Below are 16,341 nucleotides of genomic sequence, written 5' to 3'. Positions count from 1 at the left end.
TTTCATCACTTTAATCATTTCGTTAATGAACATAGAAAGGCCCGTCCCAGAATGAATGGGGACGGGCCTTTTGTAGATCATACTAGAGAGGTAATTCAGTCTTACGGTATTGTTCGACTTCATCTGTTAATTTATAATCTTTGTCCTTCATCAATTTCATGAAGCCATCTAGTTTCTGCAGGAAAGGGCTGTTGTCTTTATTCTTGGTGAGAATGCTAGAGTAGGCTTTCTGCGCCTCCAAGTCCATTTCAAGATTGTCATAATGGAAAAGGGGCGTGTTATTCTGGCCGTAAAACGTATTGTTAACATAGGTAGAATATAAGGATTTCACGGCTGAAATTCGGTTCGATTTCGGATAATTTAGAATAAATTGCTCTTGAGATAGTGCTCGCGCAGCTACATCGGTCCAACCAATGACAAGCCCGTTATCCTTGGAGGAGGGCAGATCAGACTCCGTAGCCATAATGGATAGATACGCGCTGATATCGTCAGTGACATAAAGCTTATATTTGCGGTAAGCCTCATAATCGATCACCGGGAAAAAAGTGCCTTCCGCGGTCTCCAGTTTATATCCATTTTCGCTGGCACTCTTCAGCAGTGTGCGCAGAGTTAGATCTTCTGTGGCATCAGCAAGGGTCTTCATACTTGCGCCAGCTTTATAGATGGCGGTGAGCTTCCGCTGGACATTGCTGGTACTGAATTTGCTCTCCCACGCCGGAAGCGCCGCCTTGTGCAAATTCTCAAGCTTCAGTGTCATTATCGTGGCACGATACGAACCTACCGCATACATATTGGCGTTCAAATATTTAATAGCTTCGGGTAACTTGTTAGAGGAAGACAACAGCGGCAATGCTGCTTTATAGATAGCCTCCGCATGATTATTGTTTGCTGTCAAAGCATTTGCCTTAGTGCCTCCCACAGGAGGGCTGGCAGCGCCTTCAGCTTGAATCGTTCCTATAGGTACCGCGCCTAGTCCCAATGTTACTGCTAGAACAGAATAGAGAATATATTGCTTCTTATTCATGAAAGTTCCCCCTGTCTATCGGATGAAATATGGGTGGAGCATGACTTTTATTTTCTAAAAAATATAAACTTTAGTCCAATTGCCCCAATCAGGGAAACAATTAAGCTTACCCACGGGGATAAAGTAATGACCGGAAACAATCGGTCGAGGTACAAGCCAATGAATACGGCAACTACGGCGATTCCGATATAGACGCCAAGGCCCTTGATATCAAAGGGCTTGGCTTTAGGTGCATCCCCCTCAGACAAGGAGGTTAACCATTTCATAATAAGTTCGATCAAGATAATGGAACCTGCCCCAACAGCGAAGAGGGTGAAGAGGCTAATCTCTCCGAACATCCCGGAGGATCCGTTAGTCCATTGCAAGAAGAGTCCACCTATAGCAAAGATCCCGAACAAACAGGTTAGAGCCGCGCAGGGAATCATCAAGTAATAGTTCCATTTGCTGCGTGCTGAGCGTGTGGGAGCGCTGTCTATGATCTCTTTAAAATAATCATCCGGATTCTCGCCAAACACCTGTTTAGCGTTTTTACCTTTTTTTTGTTCTTTCAGAAGCAGCTTGGCTGCATCCAGTAAAAGTTCTTCAGCACGGAGAGCCTCTACCCTACTGGCGCGCATCGTCAGGATCATATCTTCAAAATAGGATCGATTGAAAGGCGTCATCTGCTCGCGCAGGGCGTTATTTTCCTTAATCATATCTTTCACTTTCATAATAGGGATGTAAACCTCCAGTAGTGTTAATCGGTATAGTCTTTAACCTAGAGTATACGTTTGCCTGACAGGTCAGTGCAAGGACAAGCATTTCTATTTTCCTATGCATAATCCTTTTATAAGAGTGAACACTGATAATGTTGTTGCTTGATCAATATAGCTTTGGGAAAGGTTGGGAGCTTTATGGAACATGAGAACAAGAAAGAACAGGACAGAGTCATGGGCAACGGTTTCGAGCCTACGCCCAATCATTCAATGGGGGATTGGGGCGGTTCTGATGGATTCAGCATGTGGAATTCCACAGAAGAACCAGCAACAGAGGGCGCGCTTAAGGATTGGGAAGGCAGTCAAGAAACCCATGAGATGTTTAACGACAGCTATGATTGATTGACGACCCTGGAAGCTCAGCATGCGATTGAAAAACAGCCAGTCTCCATTATTTTGGAGACTGGCTGTTTGACGTTCCGGTTTATACTCCGAATTTGCTCTTGCAAATTACTAAGATCTGTCCCGTTTCTGTTGACAATATGAACGAAATCTTTATAATAAGAATATAATTCACACTAAGTTAATCGGAATTCTAATAAATTAAAATAATGATTAAATATAGGAGGTTACGGCAATGGAACGGAATATTGTAATTCGGCATAACGGCGAAGAATTGACAGCGAGCATCCATTATCCGAGTAAAGAGAAGGGAACTTCCACACGTTGCAAGGACAGATTGCCATTAGCTGTAATCTGCCATGGATTTGTGGGTAACCGGATTGGAGTCGATCGGATATTTGTCAAAGCAGCTCGTGAGCTGGCGCAAGATGGGTATATGGTCATTCGATTTGATTATGCGGGCTGCGGCGAGAGCAGCGGTAATTACGGCGGTGAGGATATGGAGTCGATGATCGCTCAGACTAGAGCAGTGCTCGATTACGGAATTAGCTCTGCCGATGTGGATCCACAGCGTGTGACGCTTATTGGCCATAGTCTGGGTGGAGCGGTTGCACTTCTGACAAGTATTCGTGATCGCCGCGTGAAGAATCTCGTGCTGTGGGCCTCCGTGGGTTACCCCTTCAATGATATTGTGAAGATCGTAGGGCGGGAGGCTTATGATCGATCGGTGAAGAATGGATCGGCGGATTACGTGGGCTACTCATTCACACCGGTATATTTCAATTCTTTGGCGGCCTTCCAGCCTTTCCAAGAGGCTAGTAAATTCAGCGGTGATGTGCTCGTCATTCATGGTACGTCTGACGATGTCATCCCCGTGGATTATGCATTCCTTTACCAGAAATTATTCTGGACGCGTCCTGAGGGACGATGCGATAAAGAGATCATTTTTCAAGGTGATCATACCTTTTCTTCTGGGCCAGCACAGCAGCAGCTGCTTAAGCGGACAAGAGAGTGGATGAACGAACAGGAGCATGTGCAGACAGAGTGGCAAAATTGGATGATATAGGTGATGGACTTTACTCGCAATAACTTGAAATTAGCGGTAAAATAAAGATGCACACCATATACTGGGTTATGGAGGTTGGCATCCTATGAAATTACCGTCATTTTTTATCGCGCACGGTTCTCCGCTCCTCGCACTGGAGGATAACGAGTATACCCGTTTTCTGGAGCGGCTTGGTCAAGAACTAGAAGCACCACGGGGTATAGTAGTATTCTCAGCGCACTGGGATAGCCCAGAACAGCTACTCACCATGGATGAGAAGCACGAAACACAACACGACTTCTACGGATTTCCTGAAGAAATGTATACGCTGACCTATCCAGCCCCAGGCGATCCAGCTCTAACCAAGCGGATTTCCGAGCTCTTTAAGGGTAACAATCTTTCACATCAGCCCGTTCTGGGGCGAGGACTCGATCACGGAGTCTGGGTAATACTGAAAAAAATGTTTCCGAAAGCCGATATTCCGGTAGTCGCTTTATCCGTCGATTCACTACGTTCTCCCAAGGAACAGTATAATATCGGGCGGATGTTAGCCCCTCTGCGTGACGAAGGCATACTGCTGATAGGAAGCGGTGGACTTGTTCACAATTTGCGGATGCTTAATGAAAGTGATCAGCCTGAAGAGTGGGCGCTTGAATTCGATGCGTGGATTGCAAAGGGGTTAGAATCTTGGGATTTACCTTCACTGTTTGCTTATGAGAAAAAAGCTCCGCATGTTCGAGATGCGGTTCCATCTTACGGAAGAGAGCATTTCGCACCTCTCTTTTATGCGATGGGAACAGCGGATGGCAGCAGGAAGGCAGAGCGAATATTTCAAGCGTATCAATATGGGACATTAAGCCTCAATTGCTGGAAGCTAGACTAAATGGATAAGATACACGCAGGGTACAGCCGGAGATCGGCTGTGCCCTTTTTTAAATATAAGAAAGTAAAAGTTTCACGCTATGCATTATCCTTATATTTCTCGCTTAAACGTATATCGTCCTAATAAGGACGCTGAAGTCGATTACACTTGATGCAAGCGGATCAAGACAAATGGGACTGGCTGTGATTAAATGGAAGAAACCAGTTAAGATACATAAAACGTTTAGGAGGAACTACAAGCTTATGAAAGTAAACTGCTCTTCTTCCCGTCTATTATCTGCCCTTGTACTAAGTACCCTATTGCTCTCCGCTTGCGGAACAGAGAGTGCAAATAATGTAATTGCCCCGACACAGCAACCTACAGCAGATCCCGCGCCTATTGAAACGATCCAGCCATCGCCTACTGCAGATCCAACTGCTGAACTCGTTTCCGGATTAACAGGTCTTCCCGTTTCTGAAAACAGTCTCCCACGTCCCTTAGCTGTTATGATTAATAATGCTCCAGCGGCCCGGCCACAATCGGGGGTAAGTGAAGCGGATATTTTATATGAGGTTCTTGCTGAAGGTGGCATTACGCGGTTGATTGGTATTTTTCAAAGTCATACCGGAGTTGTCAAAATCGGACCGATTCGCAGTATTCGCCCTTATCTGCTCGATATTGGCGAGAGCTACGGTGGTGTGACGGTGCATGCCGGGGGGAGCCCCGCGGCTTATGCTATTTTGCAAAAAGAGAAAAAAGCAGATATGGACGAGATCGGTCGTGCCGGAGCTTATTTCTGGCGGGACAAAGCACGTAAAGCCCCTCATAATCTCTACAGTAATGCAGCGAAGCTGCGGGAAGGTGCCGAGAAGCTGGGTTATGAGAAAAGTGTGAAGGTGCCAGGGTATCTTTTTAACAATCCAGATTACATACCAACAGGCGGAGAACAGGCCGCTGAGTTTAGCGTAAACTTCTTACTTAAAAGCTATAAAATTGACTATAAATACGATACTCAGCTCCAGACCTATCAGCGTTACGTGAATGGTAAACCACATTTGGATTTGAATAACAATAAGCCAGTAGAAGCTGCAAATGTGATGGTGATGGGTTCCGATCATAAAGTACTTGATGATGTTGGAAGACTTCAGGTTGACGTGGAGCTTGGTGGAGAAGCGCTGCTCTTTCAGCGGGGACAGGTCACAAAGGGCAGATGGTCGCGTGAGCCAGGTGATGTGATTCGGTTTGTGAAGGATGGTAAAGAAGAGCTAATGTATCCAGGAATCACCCATATTTTGGTCGTCCCTAATGCACCTTCATTTAGCAGTCATGTGGTATATGGCGGAGCAGATAGTGCAACCTAAGAAAGTCGGAATATCCAGTGTTATACAGATTTGTGTTCGGAATTATGGGTAAGTGTTAATAGAGTGTAAAAAAGTTCATTTCTATAGCTTCTATACCTTCTACGGATATGTTAAGATAACAAGGGTTGTCATTCATTTTCATGCTTTTTACATATGGGTGACTCTGTACTCACGGTAATATTATGTAAAGGGGTTTAAAACAATGAAGTTGAGAAAAAAGGACATATTCTTTGAGACGCTGGAAAATATGGCGGATACCATTGTCCAAGCTGCAGATTATTTTGCTCAGAATATCACTGATCTCCAGAATAATGTCGATAGTTTCGCTGCAGAGATGAAGAAGTACGAATCCCAATGTGATACTTACACGCACACCGTAATTAAGGAATTGAACAAGACGTTCATTACGCCACTTGAGCGTGACGACATTATGGACTTGATTACAAGCATGGATGATGTCATTGATGGCTTGGAGGCATCTGCCTCACGTTTCTATATGTACAACCTTCTTGACCCGGATGAATACATTGTACAATTTGCCGAAATCCTTCGTCAGTGTGCTTATGAAATCCAAAAAGCGGTTCATTTGCTTTCCCAGAAGAAGCTGCTGGCCATTCGTGAATATACGATCCGTTTGAATGACCTTGAGAATCAAGGGGACGAAGTCCTTCGTATTTGTACCAAAGCTCTATTTGAAACCGTTAAGGACCCGATTGAGCTGATTAAGCGCAAGGAATTATATGAGCGACTCGAGACCACTACAGATAAATGTGAAGATGTAGCCAACATGTTGGAATCGATCATCATGCGCAACTCATAAGGGGTACTAGAATATGGAAACATCGATATGGATTCTTGGAATTGTTATATTTCTCGCGCTTGCGTTTGACTTTATTAATGGTTTCCATGATACGGCCAACGCGATTGCTACCTCTGTCTCTACACGTGCGTTAAAACCTCGAACAGCTATTATTATGGCGGCACTGATGAACTTTGTCGGAGCTTTGATGTTTACAGGTGTAGCTAAGAAAATTGGCGGAAGTATCACAGACCCCACGTTGCTGGAAAATGGTCTGGATATCATAATAGCCACGCTGATTGCTGCGATTATTTGGAATTTGATCACCTGGTGGCTCGGAATTCCGTCCTCCTCCTCTCATGCATTGATCGGCGCTTTGGCTGGTGCAGTATATGTGGGTGCAGGTTCGTCGCATATTAACTGGGGCGGATTTGTGGAAATTGTCGAGGGCTTGATCTTCTCGCCAATTATTGCATTTGTTATCGGTTATATCATCATGACAGTCCTGAAATGGATTTTTGCAAAGCGTAGTCCACATACGGTTAACAAGGGCTTCCGCTCCATGCAGGTTGTGACGGCGGCATTACAGTCGTTTACTCATGGTACGAATGATGCGCAGAAGGCGATGGGGATCATTACCTTTGCCCTCGTTACATCAGGACGCCAAGAGACTATGGATGTAATCCCTCTATGGGTTAAGGTTGCTGCGGCTACGGCTATGGCACTCGGTACCTCCATTGGCGGCTGGAAGATTATCAAGACCATGGGTACGAAGATTTTCAAAATCGAGCCTATCAACGGCTTCGCGGCTGATATTTCCGCGGCTTCCGTTATTTTCTCGGCAACACTGCTTCATTTGCCAGTCAGCTCCACACATGCTATCACTTCAGCGATCCTGGGTGTTGGCTCCGCAAAACGCTTCTCCGCCGTGAAATGGGGAGTAGCTGGACGTATTGTAGTCACTTGGTTTATTACGATTCCAATCAGTGCGGTATTAGCCGGTCTGATTTTCAAAATCATTTTTTAAATCCCTTTAATAAAAAGATGTCAGTTAGCCTTTGGCTGCGGACATCTTTTTTTGTTGTTTGGGTGGTGCGGGGCGGGAGCGGTATAAATCCCGTAGAATTGACGGGATTTGGCGATTGGAGGGGAAAGAGCGGTATAAATCCCGTAAAAATGACGGAATTGGGCGATTGGAGGAGGAAAGAACGGTATAAATCCCGTAGAATTGACGGGATTCGGCGATTGGAGGTGGAAGAGCGGTATAAATCCCGTAGAAATGGTGGAATTCGGCGATTGGAGGGGAAAGAGCGGTATAAATCCCTTAGAAATGACGGGATTCGGCGATTGGAGGAGGAAGAGCGGTATAAATCCCGTAGAAATGACGGAATTCGGCGACTGGGAGGAGAAAGAATGGTATAAATCCCGTAAAAATGATTGAATTGGGCGATTGGAGGGGGAAGAGCGGTATTAATCCCGTAGAATTAGCTAAGTTACGTCGAAGAAGCATAAAGAGGGGCATAAATACCCCAGAATTGGTGAAATAGCGTCGAAAAAGCATAAAGAGGGGTATAAATGCCCCTGAATTGGCGAAATAGCGTCGAAGAAGCATAAAGAGGGGTATAAATACCCCAGAATTGGTGAATGACGTCGAAGAAGCATAAAGAAGGGTATAAGTGCCCTAAATTTGCAGAGTCTAGCTCGTACAACCGAGAGTGGCTAAAGCTTGGATAAGGTGCGTATGAGCTTATGTCTGGGCGTAGCTATTTGTGCATCTGTCGAATCTAAGCGGCGGGTTAGAATTTAAACTAACTGATCATTAAACAAATCACTTAATACGATTTGATTAAGTTCGGTGACAACCCAACCCAACCCAACCCAACCCAACCCAACCCAACCCAACCCAACCCAACCCAACCCAACCCAACCCAACCCAACCCAACCCAACCCAACCAACCCAACCCAACCCAACCCAACCCAACCCAACCCAACCCAACCCAACCCAACCCAACCCAACCCAACTTACTCTATCCATTCTATCCCCGCCATCTGAGGAGCATCGTTATATACACAATGAGCCGAATGATCAGAGGGAGAAGAGGATGAACGAAACTTACTAAAGGGTATTCCATCCTTTCCGGAATGGGACGCTATAGAATAATGGAACCTCAGAGCTACGACTTCTCGGTTGAGATTCTTTTTTGTTATTTTTGGAAGACTCCTCTTCTTGCGGTACAATAGATGCGTGGAAGAAGATGAAGCGGAGGAACATTTATGATACGTACACTTGCGGTGACGCATACAGGTGAGGTGCTGACAGACATACCTTTGCAGGATATCCGGCGGGAGGATTATGCATGGATATGGGCAGATTTTGCTACACCTACGGCAGAGGAGACGCTGCTGCTGGATCACTATTTTCATTTTCACCCTTTGGCGATTGAGGACTGTATGCATGTGCTGCAGCGGCCGAAGCTGGATCATTATGAGGAAGTACAGTTTTTTGTACTGCATGCGCTGAATCAAGAGACGCTGGATGCTGAAGAGATTGACCTTTTTTTGAGTGCGAATTACCTCGTGTCCTATCATCATCAGGAAAAAACAGAGATGAATGAAGCTTGGGAGCAGGTGAAGCGTGAAATACATAGTCGTAAAGGCTGGTCGGGTGGTCCGATGGCGGCTGCATATACTGTAATGGACAAGCTGGTAGATAAGTATTTTCCATGCCTCTATAGTTTAGAGGACGAGCTTGCGGATCTGGAGAGCAATGGCGGCAGTGAGTCGGTGGAGGATTTGATGAGCCAAGTGTTTAATGTGCGCGGAAGGCTGCTCAAGATGCGGCGGACGATTGTGCCGATGCGCGATTTGATGTACCGGATCGTGAATTCGCAGCATGTCCAGAGCAACGGTGAGGAACGGATTTATTTTGGCGATATCTATGACCATTTGTTAAAACTGTCGGATATGATTGAGGCGGATCGAGAAATGACTGCGGATCTACGTGATAGCTACATTTCTCTTAACTCCAACCGGATGAATTCGATCATGAAAACACTAACAGTAATCACCACCGTATTCATGCCGCTGACACTGATCGCCGGAATTTATGGGATGAACTTTGTGGTGATGCCTGAACTCGAATGGAAGTATGGGTATTTTGGCGTTCTGCTGTTTATGCTGGTGGTGGGTGTTAGTATGTTCAGATGGTTCCGGCGTAGTGGGTGGTTTAAGTAAAAATAAAACGTCACCGCTATTTGCGGCGACGTTTTCCGGTAGAGGGAGTAGAGCGCCGGCGTGTGGTTGTAGTAGATTTACGACGCCCAGAGGTGGAGCGTCTTTTTTTGCGCCGACTCGGACTGAACATTGCGGCATCCTCTTCGGCTGCCAGTGCGCCTGCTGCTCCTTTTCCTTTGCCGAAGCTACCCATGAAGAGCTTAACCATCGGAGCCATCTGCTGGAAGCCGGACATCACCTTCTGCACTTTACCCATGGAGTTTACGATCCCGTCGATACCGCCCATTCGGTCGATGATACCTTTAATTTGCTCCATATTCCCACCGATTCCGCCCCCGCCGCCTAATCCGCCTAAGCCGCTAAGCAATCCGGCAAGCCCGCCGCTTGCCTTTGTTGTAGCTTCAGCAGCAGGAAGCGCTAGAGCTGTTTCAGTGGCAGCTTCTGCTCCTAAAGCGGGAAGGATTCCGCTCTCTCCTGGGGGGGATGAAGGCGCATATGGACTGAGCCCGGGGTAAGCAGATGCATTATAAGTATCGGTCAGTGAACGCTGGTTCCGGCGGGAATGATTATAGTAATGATCAGGCATAATATCACATTCCTTTGTTAGTGGTTTGCTATACTGTATGTCATGGGCGAACATACGGTATAGACGAATGCCCGGGTTACCCGTGATAGGAGCGGAAAAGGGCGAATGCCTATAATCGTCTTTAAGAAGTGAAAAAAGCGTGTACATGCTTGATTTTCGGCGCTTATGTAGTACTATAGTGTAGGTGCTATTTCTTATGTAGGAAGAAACAAACGTAGTTTGGTACATATTGAGTGTGCGCCATGGGTGGACGTTTGTCCATCGATTTCACTCTTTACAGCGTGAAATCGTTAATGCTTGAAAAATGCGCTCCAGTGCAATATAGTAAAGGCAGGATAGTCGCATGAGGTTTATGTTTCCGGAGCTAGTTTTGTACGGAGCTTAATTAGAGAAACTAATGCTGATAGAACTTTTAGGGGATGAAAAGCTGATGCAACTTAAGAAGTTAAATGATAAAAGTATCGACCAATTATTTGAAGCTATTTTAACGTTAAAAAATATGGAAGAATGTTACGTGTTCTTTGATGATCTGTGCACTGTGAACGAGATTCAATCGCTGTCGCAGCGATTGGAAGTAGCGCGTATGCTCGGCAAAGGCTCCACCTACAACCAGATCGAAGCAGAGACGGGCGCAAGCACAGCTACGATTTCCCGTGTAAAACGTTGCCTGAACTACGGCAATGACGGATATAAATTAACGCTGGAACGTTTGGGACGCTAATTTATGGTACCGGGCGTACTTATTATCAGTCATGGCTCTCGCGATAAGGCTTGGGTGTCAATCGTAGAGGAGGCCGTAAGCGGATTATCGCTAGGTGAAGAGATTCCTGTTGTGGTCTCTTTTTTAGAGCTGGTAGAGGGCCGTCTGATTCAAGATGGAATAAATGAGCTGGAACACGCAGGGATCACAGATATTATTGTGGTCCCATTGTTCGTTTCCTCAGGAAGCACACATGTAGATGAGATAGAATATGCACTTGGCGCCAAACCTGAGCCTGAACGTGAGACGGATTTAGCGCTGTTCTCAGTGAAGGCTAAAGTTCATTACGGTTATCCTATCGATGATGATCCGGACATCGCTGTAATGATCTGGGACAAGCTGCGTGAGCTGTCTACGGAACCCAAGCGAGAGACGATTCTACTGGTGGGTCATGGCAGTGTATATGATGGCTTCCGGCAGCGCTGGCAGAAGGGTATATCTTCGCTGGCGGGACGTGTACGTGAGGTAAGTGGCGTAGCGGCGGCCGACTATGGTCTGCTGAGTCCGGATAGTATAAGAAGCAAGGTAGAGTATTGGCAGGAGCAGGGTCACGAGGTTCTGGTGGCGCCGCTTTTTTTGAGTGAAGGCTATTTTACTAAGCATGTGGTTCCGAACAGACTTAAAGGGTTAACCTATAAGTATTCTGGTCAAACGCTTCTGCCCCATCCCCTTCTTCCGCATTGGATTGAGAGACAGGTAGAGACACTCCTCGAACAGATTCGAATGAAACGATAAAGCACCTACCCTTGAGCACACTTAATCATAAAAAAAGTGGCCACATCCGTGGATAATACGGGATTTGTTGCATACACATATAAATAGTTGTTTTCTCTAAACTTAGTGTCATTAATTGCTGTATAATGGAATATTTGCATGAAAGGGCCTTTAACATTGATTGTAGTGGTCCGAATTAGGTATAATCAATTAGGTTATTCTATTATAAAAACAGGTGGCGTTCCGGTAATGAAAACTGCGAGATTGATTTATAATCCCACTTCTGGACGGGAAGAAATGAAGAAGCGGCTCGCCGATATTTTGGACCGGCTGGATATTGGTGGCATTGAAGCTACCTGCCATGCAACAACCGGAGAAGGCGATGCTATGCTAGCTGCTGCAGATGCAGTAGAACGCGGTTATGATTTGATCATAGCAGCCGGTGGCGATGGCACTTTAAATGAGGTTATTAATGGTATGGCGGAGAAGCCTAATCTTCCCCCGCTCGGCGTTTTGCCGCTTGGTACTACTAATGATTTTGCACGTGCAATGGGGATCCCGAAGAACTGGGAAGATTCCTGTGATCTGATCATTCGCCAAGAGACACGTCCGATTGATATCGGTAAGGCAAATGACCGTTATTTTATTAATATAGCAGGCGGCGGTAGCCTAACCGAACTGACATATGAAGTTCCTAGTAAGCTGAAGACCATGATTGGGCAGCTTGCGTACTATTTAAAAGGTATTGAAAAAATGGTCAGCCTATCTCCTCAGGAACTAATCATTCGTGCCAATGGGCAGGAAGTTATTCATGATGAGTTTATGCTGTTCCTGATTGCAAATACGAATTCTGTTGGCGGCTTCGAAAAGCTTGCTCCCGGCGCTCGGATCGATGACGGTCTATTAGATGTTATAGCGGTTAAAAAATGCAACCTGGCAGAGTTTGTCCGTTTGGTCAGATTGGCTCTTCGTGGTGAGCATTTGAATGATAAGAAGGTTATTTATTTCCGTACGGATGCGATGGATGTAATCTCTCCAGGACATGTCCAATTGAACTTGGACGGCGAACTGGGTGGAGAACTGCCAGGGCGATTCCGGATTTTGCCACAGCATTTGCGGATTTTTGCTGAAAATAACTAAGCTAAGAGCGATTGTAGATGATTGTGGGATATATAGTTATGATAATTGGGTTTATACAGCGATGATAATGAAAGAAGTGAACTATAAATAATGAGTAAACACCGCAGTGGACGCAGCACCAGCCGCCCAGTCGGCAAGGCGCCTGTCGCCGGACTGCCTGTGAATAAAAATGATGAGGTTATGCTCGATATTATCGGCATGACCCATGAAGGTGAAGGGGTAGGCCGCGTAGAAGGCTTTACCCTTTTTGTGCAGGGAGCCCTTCCCGGAGAGAAGGTCCGGGCAAAGGTGCTCAAGACCAAGAAGCAGTATGGCTACGCCAAGCTGCTGAATTTAGTAGAGGCGAGCAGCGCCCGCATCGCGGCGCCCTGCGAGATCTATGACCAATGCGGCGGCTGTCAGCTGCAGCATATGGACTATGCGGCACAGCTGGCGTGGAAACGGCAGCTGGTGGTGGACAACCTGGAGCGGATTGGGAAGCTCCAGGTGAGTGGTGGTGGCGGAGACGCTGGAACGGATCAGGCAGCGGGCATTCTCGTCCGCCCAACACTGGGCATGGACGAGCCTTGGCGATATCGCAACAAGGCTCAGGTGCCGATCGGTGTAACCGAAGGCGGCCTTGTGGGCGGCTTTTACGCGAGAGGAAGCCACCGGATCATCGATATGGAAACATGCTTGATTCAGCATGAAGATAATGATGACGTTGTGCGCAAGGTGAAAGAAATCGGACGGAAGCGCGGCATTACTGCTTACGACGAGGAATCCGGCAAAGGCTTACTGCGTCATGTCGTAGTAAAGAAAGCCTTCCGTACTGGTGAGATGATGGTCGTACTCGTCACTAATGGCGAACGCATCCCACATGTGGACGAATGGATCACTGAGATCCGCCGTGAAATCCCAGCTGTTACAAGCATCTGCCAGAACGTGAATACTAAGCAGACGAACGTAATCTTCGGTGATACAACACGTACCCTTTGGGGGAACGATGTTATTTACGATTATATCGGCGATGTGAAATTCGCGATTTCTGCCCGTTCTTTTTATCAGGTTAACCCGGCTCAAACTGAAGTTCTTTACGGTAAGACGGTAGAGTATGCAGGACTTACGGGAAACGAGACTGTTATAGATGCTTATTGCGGTATCGGGACGATTTCATTGTTCCTTGCACAGCATGCTAAACAGGTCTACGGTGTAGAGATCGTACGTGAAGCGATTGAGGATGCGCGGGCGAACGCCACTTTGAATGGTATGGATAATGTAGTGTTTGAGGTAGGCGCATCTGAGGATGTAATCCCTAACTGGAAAGAGCAGGGGATTACGGCAGATGTTATCGTGGTCGATCCTCCGCGTAAGGGCTGCGATCCACGACTTTTGGAGACGATTCTGGCGATGAAGCCGGAACGTGTGGTGTATGTATCGTGTAATCCATCGACACTGGCAAGGGACTTGCGGGTGCTCGAAGATGGAGGGTATAAGACAGTGGAGGTGACTCCGGTGGACATGTTCCCGCATACGGTGCACGTAGAGTCGGTGGCTTTGTTGGTGAGGAACGCTTGTCAAGTAGACACTAAATAATTGGGCAATTTTAATTCCACTAACGGAGAACGATAAAAGAGCAGCGAGTTAGACGAGCGTAGCCCGTAGGCTCCACCATAAAAAACCGCCCTGTTCGCAATGTTGCTTACAGGGCGGTTTGCTATGTCATAGAGGGCAGCTTGAAAGTTAGCAGTCAACCTGCACTTTACAAACTATCTTGCACGTTTTTAAGGCTAACTTATTAATAGAGCAGTTACACAAACATAAGATTACTCTGCTACAACTTGTTTGCCTGCAATCCGGCCGAATGTGAAGATATCAGCGATGGCATTACCGCCAAGACGGTTTGCACCATGAATGACCCCTGTTACTTCACCTGCAGCGAACAGCCCAGGGATGACTTCGCCTTTTTCATTCAATACGCGAGTCTTCTCGTCGATCACCAAGCCGCCCATTGTATGGTGAACGGAGGGTACAGCTTTTTCGATGTAGTAAGGGCCTTTTTCAAGAGATTTCAATCCACCGCGATGTTTGAAATCAAGGTCTTTACCTGTTTTCGCATAATCATTTACTTTATTAATCGTTTCTTTCAAAGTGTTCACGTCAATTTTAAAGAAATCAGCCGCCTCTTCAATCGTATCGGCTTTAAAGAGCAAGCCTTGTTTAACGAGTTGATCGTATTCGTCTTGATGAACTTCGATCGTTTTACCTATATCCTCAATGCCTTGATTCCATAATTGATACGTATATCCGCCCGTTTGGGCAAGAATTGCTTTAGAAATAACGTCACGACGTTCTAATTCCTCAACGAAGCGCTTGCCTTCTTGGTTAATCAGGATCGCACCATCGAAGCGGGAGTCTGCAACCAGGGAAATAACACCTGTCTCAGGATTACAGATTGGATACGTTTGAATACTCTCCATGTTTGTCAGTTTGGCGCCAATCGTTTCTGCCATAACGATACCGTCACCTGTAGATCCTGGTGTATCGGTAGACATATATTTTTCATCCATTTTAGGGTTATACTTTTTACGCATCTCTACATTGGATCCAAAACCACCGGTAGCGATGATGACGCCTTTGTTCGCATGGAATGTGATCTTGTCGCCAGTACCTGAAGTCGCAGTTACACCTGTTATTTTGCCGCTTTCGTCCTTCAGCAAGGTTTCGGCTTTCATATTCGTTTTGATCGTGATTTGATCAGCGTCTGTTTTGGCTTTTAACTTAGTAATCAATTCAACACCTGTATGACCTACAGGAATCAACGCACGTTTTCTGGAATGGCCTCCAAATTGGAACAGATGATCAGGTAAGAACTCTACCTTGATATCATCGCGCAGCCATTCGGCAGATGATAGAGCATTGTCGGCAAGAATACGAACCATCTTTGGATCCCCGAGGTTGTCTCCGCCTTTCATCGTATCATTATAGAACAATTCAGTCGTGTCATCTGTGATGCCTAGAGCACGTTCAACCCAGTTGTCAGGCGCATTCATCTCACCACCGGAGATCAATGTGTTGCCGCCAACAGCTGGCATTTTCTCGAGCAGAACTACATTAGCTCCAGCGCTGTTCGCTTCGATAGCCGCACTAAAGCCAGCACCCCCGGCACCGATGACGACAACATCATAGGTTTGCTCGGCTTCTTCTTTGTCTTTGCTTCCACTGACTGCAGCGCCAGCGACAAGGGTAAGTCCAGACTTCGTAATTGCATCTTGAATGGCTTCGAGATATCCTTTGCTTGTAACCGTAGATCCGCTAATGGCATCAACTTTTGCGCTGTTAGTTGCCATGACATCTTGCTTGAGCTGCGTATAAACAGGTTCTGCAAGTACTTCATTTTCCTTATGCTCTGTTACTTTAATGTCAGTGATCTTGTTATCTAATAAGGAAACTTGTACTTTAATATCGCCATGTTTACCTTGCCCAACTCCTTCAAAGACTTGAACTCCGTTTGCATCTGCAGCGGGTGCTGCATCTTTACCGCCGCAGGCAGCAAGCGTGAACATAAGACTGAGGACTAGTAGAATAGATAACAGCTTTTTCGTGTGAGTTCGCATAATATCTCCTTCATTCTGTTGTGAATTGGTTACATACACTAGGGAGAGGAAGATTTGCTAGGCAAATCCCTTATCTCTAGCCTAGACATGAATGTTATTTCATGTGAAAATATGCACAAGACC

At 46.2% G+C, this 16,341-nt stretch carries 16 protein-coding genes; 11 read left to right on the top strand and 5 right to left on the bottom strand.

Annotation, left to right across the window (positions count from 1 at the left end; genetic code table 11):
• Positions 1–82 precede the first annotated feature (82 nt).
• Together MKX60_RS00610 and MKX60_RS00605 are read right to left on the bottom strand one after the other, a co-directional pair.
• Positions 83–1,024: a hypothetical protein gene (locus MKX60_RS00610; RefSeq protein ID WP_341058849.1), complete on the bottom strand. Its 942-nt coding sequence runs from the start codon at positions 1,022–1,024 to the stop codon at positions 83–85.
• Positions 1,025–1,071: 47 nt separating this feature from the next.
• The gene (locus MKX60_RS00605; protein WP_340974049.1) at positions 1,072–1,734 is read right to left on the bottom strand and encodes a DUF1129 family protein; all 663 of its coding nucleotides are present in this window, start codon (positions 1,732–1,734) and stop codon (positions 1,072–1,074) included.
• A gap of 183 nt (positions 1,735–1,917) precedes the next feature.
• Here MKX60_RS00605 and MKX60_RS00600 point away from each other — a divergent pair, with 183 nt between their 5' ends.
• The 6 genes from MKX60_RS00600 to MKX60_RS00575 all read left to right on the top strand — a co-directional run bounded on the left by MKX60_RS00600 (position 1,918) and on the right by MKX60_RS00575 (position 7,215).
• Complete coding sequence (locus MKX60_RS00600) at positions 1,918–2,121, top strand: hypothetical protein (protein WP_340974051.1); 204 nt, start codon at positions 1,918–1,920, stop codon at positions 2,119–2,121.
• Between the two features lie 235 nt (positions 2,122–2,356).
• Complete coding sequence (locus tag MKX60_RS00595) at positions 2,357–3,187, top strand: alpha/beta hydrolase family protein (protein ID WP_042124053.1); 831 nt, start codon at positions 2,357–2,359, stop codon at positions 3,185–3,187.
• 85 nt (positions 3,188–3,272) lie between these two features.
• On the top strand, positions 3,273–4,049 hold the full coding sequence (locus MKX60_RS00590) for a DODA-type extradiol aromatic ring-opening family dioxygenase (RefSeq protein ID WP_042184770.1): 777 nt from the start codon (positions 3,273–3,275) through the stop codon (positions 4,047–4,049).
• Between the two features lie 242 nt (positions 4,050–4,291).
• Positions 4,292–5,389 (top strand): DUF3048 domain-containing protein, encoded by a 1,098-nt coding sequence (locus tag MKX60_RS00585; RefSeq protein WP_341058848.1) that lies wholly within the window; start codon positions 4,292–4,294, stop codon positions 5,387–5,389.
• Positions 5,390–5,591: 202 nt separating this feature from the next.
• Positions 5,592–6,209 carry a DUF47 domain-containing protein gene (locus tag MKX60_RS00580; RefSeq protein ID WP_042184774.1) on the top strand — a complete coding sequence of 206 codons (618 nt, stop codon included), beginning with the start codon at positions 5,592–5,594 and terminating at the stop codon, positions 6,207–6,209.
• A gap of 13 nt (positions 6,210–6,222) precedes the next feature.
• Positions 6,223–7,215 (top strand): inorganic phosphate transporter, encoded by a 993-nt coding sequence (locus MKX60_RS00575; protein WP_042184776.1) that lies wholly within the window; start codon positions 6,223–6,225, stop codon positions 7,213–7,215.
• Positions 7,216–8,034: 819 nt separating this feature from the next.
• Here the strand turns inward: MKX60_RS00575 and MKX60_RS00570 are convergent.
• Positions 8,035–8,223, bottom strand: coding sequence for a hypothetical protein (locus MKX60_RS00570; RefSeq protein ID WP_341058847.1), 189 nt, complete (start codon positions 8,221–8,223; stop codon positions 8,035–8,037).
• A gap of 239 nt (positions 8,224–8,462) precedes the next feature.
• Here MKX60_RS00570 and corA point away from each other — a divergent pair, with 239 nt between their 5' ends.
• A complete protein-coding gene (corA, locus tag MKX60_RS00565; RefSeq protein ID WP_341058846.1) occupies positions 8,463–9,422 on the top strand; it encodes a magnesium/cobalt transporter CorA in 960 nt (319 codons plus the stop codon).
• 16 nt (positions 9,423–9,438) lie between these two features.
• Here corA and MKX60_RS00560 read toward each other — a convergent pair whose 3' ends face one another.
• Positions 9,439–10,008, bottom strand: coding sequence for a hypothetical protein (locus MKX60_RS00560; protein WP_076300204.1), 570 nt, complete (start codon positions 10,006–10,008; stop codon positions 9,439–9,441).
• Between the two features lie 430 nt (positions 10,009–10,438).
• Here MKX60_RS00560 and MKX60_RS00555 point away from each other — a divergent pair, with 430 nt between their 5' ends.
• From MKX60_RS00555 to rlmD, 4 genes are all read left to right on the top strand, one after another.
• On the top strand, positions 10,439–10,729 hold the full coding sequence (locus MKX60_RS00555) for a YerC/YecD family TrpR-related protein (RefSeq protein WP_019913624.1): 291 nt from the start codon (positions 10,439–10,441) through the stop codon (positions 10,727–10,729).
• Between the two features lie 3 nt (positions 10,730–10,732).
• Positions 10,733–11,503: a sirohydrochlorin chelatase gene (locus MKX60_RS00550; RefSeq protein ID WP_341058845.1), complete on the top strand. Its 771-nt coding sequence runs from the start codon at positions 10,733–10,735 to the stop codon at positions 11,501–11,503.
• Positions 11,504–11,731: 228 nt separating this feature from the next.
• On the top strand, positions 11,732–12,622 hold the full coding sequence (locus MKX60_RS00545) for a diacylglycerol kinase (RefSeq protein ID WP_042184783.1): 891 nt from the start codon (positions 11,732–11,734) through the stop codon (positions 12,620–12,622).
• 90 nt (positions 12,623–12,712) lie between these two features.
• Positions 12,713–14,197 (top strand): 23S rRNA (uracil(1939)-C(5))-methyltransferase RlmD, encoded by a 1,485-nt coding sequence (gene rlmD, locus MKX60_RS00540; protein ID WP_341058844.1) that lies wholly within the window; start codon positions 12,713–12,715, stop codon positions 14,195–14,197.
• A gap of 230 nt (positions 14,198–14,427) precedes the next feature.
• Here the strand turns inward: rlmD and MKX60_RS00535 are convergent, their stop codons facing one another.
• Entirely contained in the window at positions 14,428–16,218 is a 1,791-nt protein-coding gene (locus tag MKX60_RS00535) for a flavocytochrome c (RefSeq protein ID WP_341058843.1), read from the bottom strand.
• Between the last annotated feature and the right edge of the window lie 123 nt (positions 16,219–16,341).

Origin of the sequence: Paenibacillus sp. FSL R5-0914 (genome assembly GCF_038004525.1) — a bacterium.
GTDB lineage: Bacteria > Bacillota > Bacilli > Paenibacillales > Paenibacillaceae > Paenibacillus_AQ.
This window is presented reverse-complemented; position numbering and strand designations above follow the sequence as displayed.